General features: G+C 37.5%; 1 protein-coding gene. It reads left to right on the top strand.

Annotated features, from left to right (window positions below):
- Positions 1-1,038 precede the first annotated feature (1,038 nt).
- Positions 1,039-6,180 (top strand): MBG domain-containing protein (locus CHB66_RS16565; RefSeq protein ID WP_245812783.1); only part of this gene is annotated, 5,142 nt, incomplete at its 3' end.

Below are 6,180 nucleotides of genomic sequence, written 5' to 3'. Positions count from 1 at the left end.
GACTGCGTCATATTCACGAATCCAGTCCTTTTGCCTTTAACCTTTGACCTTTTTCCTATTTTGACCATCCCTACCGGGAGGAAATCACAAAGAACTCGAAGAAGCTCGAAGAACACGAAAGAGGATGTTAATGGTTAATCTTTAAGCGTTAAAAAACCAACTTGTGATGTTCATGATGCTACTCAGTTAACCAGTTAACCAATTAACCAAATAACCAAAAAATGTTTAATTGCCCCGAAGTCTCGGGGTGTTTAATCGTTTAGAGTGGCGACTCCTCCAAATTCACGATTCCAGTCCTTTTGCCTTTTTCCTTTAATCTTTTCCCTAAAACAACTCCGTCATAGTCCCGAAATCCCCTCCTTTAGCCTTTCACCTTTTCCCTAAACCTATTCTGTAAAATTTACGATACTAATCAGTTAACCAAATAACCAAATAACCAAAAATTGTTTAACTGCTTACTCGTTTAGACGAGCTACTCCTCCAGTTTAACGAAAAGGTTAATGATCTCAAGAATCACCAGAATATTTATTTAATTGTAGTGTTAATAAATTTTTCGAGGATTTATTATTCTGATTATAGGCTTCTTTACGAGTAAATCCATATATCGGATCAATCGGTTGCTATTGGTCATTATCAATTAGTACCTAATATCTATGTCAGATTTAAACTAGTTAGACTTTTTAAATAATTACTGGGGAAGTTCCATGTATGCATATTAAATAATTAGTAAGTAGCCTACAAGAAGGTCAGTATAGAATATTTCATTCAAAAAATACATTTTGTTTACTAAAAAACACATTATCAAAAAATAACAGTATTGATAGAAAAAAAAATATACCAATAATGCACAAATTTCATAATTCTGATTTGAAACCTTTTTCTAAAAAATATAAATGTGGGAAAGCGAAATTTTAAATCACAATAAAATACTATTAAAACATAAAACATCATTCAAAGGGCTAAAAGATGGGATATATATTTAAAAGAGTATTTAGTATAATTTTTTTTTCAATAGTTGTTGTAATTAATGGTTTTTCTATGCAAATTTTTGTTAAAACTCCTGCTGGAAAAACAATTACTCTAGATGTAGAACCAAGTGATACCATAGAAAATGTAAAGCAAAAAATTCAGGATAAGGAAGGAATCCCTGTGAATACTCTCACATTAATTTTTGCTGGAAAAATTCTTGAAGATGGAAGAACTTTAAGTGATTACAATATACAAAAGGAATCCACACTACACTTATTAATCTGCAGTGAGGGAATTTTTGGAAATGCATTACATTTTAATGGTTCGAATAATCAAATCATTTTCTTAGATGGTCCTAATTTTAACAATGAAGAGATTACTATCGAACTATGGATTAAAAATGAAATAGTAGTATCCAACTCCTATTGGGATCAAAACTTATTGACATGGTATAATTCTATAGGTAATGATAATGTTCAATTCAGAATAAATCAGGGAAGGCTTGAATTTGGTATGCATGATTATACCAACAATTCTGGAGGATGGCAATCTGTGATTGGTCGAACAAATATTAACGATAATGAATGGCATCATGTAGCAATTGCTAAAATAAATGATCAAATTAGCTTATTTGTTGATGGGGAGTTAGATGGTTTTGGGTCAATATCCAGAAACATGTCAGTAGACAGACTAAAAGTCGGGGGTAATTTTATTGGGGCATTGGATGAACTCAGGGTATGGTCCGTATCGCGTAATTTGGATCAAATTGCTGAAAACTTTCAGGCGCCGATAGGTCTTGATTCGGAGGGACTGCTCGCATATATTGATTTCAATCAGGGGATTGCAGGTGGAGATAATTCATCTCAAACGAATATTATTGATCTCAAATCTAGTTTTTCTGGCGACCTTCAAAACCTCTTGTTAAACGGAGAAATATCAAACTTCGTTTTGAATAATTATACGTATGAGTTTGAATGGACCAGTATCATTGTTGGCCAAGAGCAGACTTTAAGACATCCAATAACAGGTGGAACATGGAGTTCATCAAATCCAAGTGTTGCCACGGTCGACTCTAATGGAAAGGTTTCCGCGATTAAGTTAGGAAGTTCAATAATCAGTAATTCCTATCAAGTCGGTTTCTGTAATTATACTTCGTCTATCAATATCAAAATTAATGACCTGAGATATACTGATCCGGATAATTGCACTTATACTGTAAAGGGATCAGAATTTGATATTTTTTCAGAAGGGTATTCAAATGTAAGCTACTCGCTTCAGAAACTTTTACCCAATCCAAACTTAGTTTCAGAAGACTTTAATTCGGGATTCTGGAATAGTGATAATTTTGAAATTGGAGATCCTTCTGGATCTGTGGTAAACGGAGCTTATCAAAGTGTAGGAGGTGATGATCGAGGAACATTGAGGACAGTAGCTGATTTTATCCCTTCAGCTGAAAACCCTTTGCATGTCAGTGCAACATTAAGGTTCAATGGTTTCGCTTTAGCTTTTATCGGAACAAGAGCAACTGGTTTAAAAAATCCATCTGGATCAAATGAGCCCTTGAACAGTTTGTACTTTAGGATTCATAATTTTAATGAGGGGCAAACAAATATTACAAGTACAAGCTTTGATGGACGCCCTGGGAATTCTTTTTACAATGATCCAATCCGAGTGGAATTTGTAGATAACGGTTCTAATATCAAAGGTACATTTACAAATACAGTTACCAATCAAGTACTTTCCTTTAATGAAAACACCACATATAATTCTGGTTCATGGAGGGTAGTATTTTCCGGAGGTGGGGGTGTTTCTTGGGATGATATTAAAATCAGTTTTGGACCTCACGAATATATACAAGAATATGATAGCGGGGCAGGGACACTTAATGGCGCCATAATTGGCTTGGGTGAAACCAGTGTAATCTGGACTGCTGAGGACAACCTTGGCGGCGAAACTTCAGAATCTTTTCTGCTCACTATCGAAGATAATCAAGTACCCTTTCTTAACATTCCAGAAAGTCAAGCCGGACAATCAGAATCCTCAGTAAACTGGGAAACTACGGTTCCAGATGTAGTAATTGGGGATAATTGTCCAGATGCTCAAATCACTTGGCAGATGACTGGAGCAACTATGGATTCGGGGTCAGGTCAAGTGGGCACCTATTCTTTTGCACCAGGCAAAACAACAATTACTTTTACGGTCAAAGATGCATCTGGAAATATTGCCTCAGATGTGATGACAGTTGAAAATATCAAACAGTTTTTTGCTGCAGGTTCAGGGACAGAATTGGATCCTTATCAAATAGAAAATTGGGAGCATTTATTCAATATTCGTTATTTCAGTAATAGTTATTTTATCCTAAACAATGATCTAAATTCTTCAAGTTCTGGATATGAAACTTATGCATCTGAGACCGCAAATGAAGGATTTGGTTGGTTACCAGGAGGTTATGTTGGAAATATTGTATTAGATGGAAAAGGTTTTTCGATTTCAGACCTGATGATCAAAAGACCGGAAACTTGGGAGAATGGGATATTTCGCTACTTATATAATTCAACAATTCAAAATATAGTATTTAAAGACTATCAAATCGAAGGTCTTGGATATACTGGTTTTATCTCAGGTTATGTAGATAATACAGTTTTTGAAAATGTTCATACAATAAATGGTAAAGTAATTTCTTACGAATATTATGGTGGGCTATTTATTGGAGGTGGATTTAGAGTAAGTATTTTAAACTCATCAGTGGAAGGAAATCTCTCAGGTCAATATTACCTAGGTGGTTTTTTGGGAGAATTATATTTTGGGAAAATTGAAGACAGCTTTGCTAATGTTACTATATCAGGAAAGGAATCACTTGGAGGTTTGGCAGGCTATTATTACGGAGGCAATACTGAAAATGCCATCAAACAATCATTTGCTAAAGGAGTGATTTCAGGTGACTCATTTCTAGGCGGCTTGGTGGGACAGTCCTATATTGGATATATAATGGATTCATATTCCTTGTCTAAAGTTATAGGAGATGTTGATTATGTTGGAGGAATAATTGGTTATGGATATAATCTTGAACTAACAAATATTTACTCCGCTGGAGAAGTAATAAGTGATGGCGAATTTGTAGGGGGGATTTCCGGGCAACTCTATAATAGTATAATCTCAAACAGTTTCTGGGATTATGAAGCCACTGCTCAAGAAGAAAATACTTCAGGTGGGTCAGGGATTACAACATCAGAAATGAAGACTCAAGAAATTTTTTCAGAAGCCAGTTGGGATTTTACTACAATTTGGAATATTAAAGCGCTATCAGAAGATCAAGGTTACATATCATACCCCTATTTAAATTCTATAAAATATGATGAAGTTGATACCGAAAAAGAAGTAAATCCTTTGCCTGGATTGGAGCAAATTATTTTTCCACAAAGTATAACGTTTGCAGAAATTTCTCCTAAAACATATGGAGGAGACCCATTCATACTTGGAGAGGAAAAAACAGACAAAAGCTTGGAAGTAACCTACACCGCAGCTGACCCAACAATTGTGAGCATTTCTGGAAATCAAGCAACCATTCTTAAAGCAGGAACCACGGAAATTACAGCTACTCAAGCAGGTGATGAAACGCATTTCCCTGCAACAGAAATAACAAGAGAATTAGAAGTAACAAAAGCAGTCGTGACGATCAAAGCAGAAGACAAGGACAAAGTCTACGGATCGGCGAATCCAGCCTTGACCTTTACTTACTCAGGCTTGGTAAATAGCGATACGAAAGTAACAACAGAACCAAATATCAGTACATCAGCAACAGCAAGTTCAGCAGTTGGAACTTATCCTATCACCTTGACAGGCGGTTCGGATGCGAACTATGACATTACGCTGGTAGCTGGCGAATTGGAAGTAACCAAAGCAGCAGTGACGATAACAGCAGTAGACAAAGACAAAGTATATGGTTCGGAGAATCCAGCCTTGACCTTTACTTACGCTGGTTTGGTAAATGGAGACACGAAAGTAGCCACTGAGCCAAGCATCAGCACGACAGCAACAGCAAATTCTGAGGTAGGAATCTATCCTATCACCTTGACAGACGGTTCTGATGCGAACTATGACATTACGCTGGTAGCAGGAGAACTAGAAGTGACCAAAGCAGCTGTAACCATCACGGCAGTAGACAAGGACAAAGTATATGGTACAGCGAACCCAGCCTTGACCTATACCTACTCTGGATTGGTAAATGGTGATACCAAAGTTGCTACTGAGCCAAGCATCAGCACGACAGCAACAGCAAGCTCGGCAGTAGGAACTTATCCAATCACTTTAATCGGTGGTTCGGATGCGAACTATGACATTACGTTGGTAGCTGGCGAATTGGAAGTAACCAAAGCATCGGTGACGATCACCGCAGATAATAAGGATAAAGTTTATGGTTCAGTGAATCCTCCATTGACTTTCACTTATGCTGGTTTGGTGAATGGTGATACGAAAATAGCCACCGAGCCAAGCATCAGCACAATGACAACAGCAAGCTCAGCAGTTGGAACTTATCCAATCACTTTAATCGGTGGTTCGGATGCGAACTATGACATTACGCTGGTAGCTGGCGAATTGGAAGTAACCAAAGCATCGGTGACGATCACCGCAGAGAATAAGGATAAAGTTTATGGATCAGCGAATCCAACCCTGACCTTTATCTACTCAGGTTTGGTGAATGGTGATCCGAAAGTATCCACCGAGCCAAGTATTAGCACGAGGGCAACAGCAAGTTCAGGAGTAGGTACTTATCCGATCACCTTGAAGGGTGGAGAAGATGCTAACTATGCAATCACTTTGGTCGCTGGTGAATTGGAAGTAACGAAAGCAGCATTGACAATTACTGCAGAAGACAAGTCTAAAATTTATGGTTCATCGAATCCAGCCTTGACCTTTACTTACTCAGGCTTGGTAAATGGCGATACAGAGTTAAGCACCGAGCCAAGTATCAGCACCACAGCAACAGCAAGCTCAGCAGTTGGTATGTACCCAATCACCTTGACAGGCGGATCAGATGCGAACTATGACATTACGCTGGTAGCTGGTGAATTAGAAGTTACCAAGGCAACTTTGACCATCAACGCTGATAATCAAACCAAAATTTATGATCTAGAAGACCCAGTGTTCACTTATACAGTAACTGGTTTGATCGGATCGGATCAATTGATAGGTAAGTTGTCAAGAGAAGCT

Origin of the sequence: Belliella buryatensis (genome assembly GCF_900188245.1) — a bacterium.
Lineage (GTDB): Bacteria > Bacteroidota > Bacteroidia > Cytophagales > Cyclobacteriaceae > Belliella > Belliella buryatensis.
Note: the sequence above shows the minus strand (reverse complement) of the source record. Positions and strands in the feature narration are given on the sequence as shown.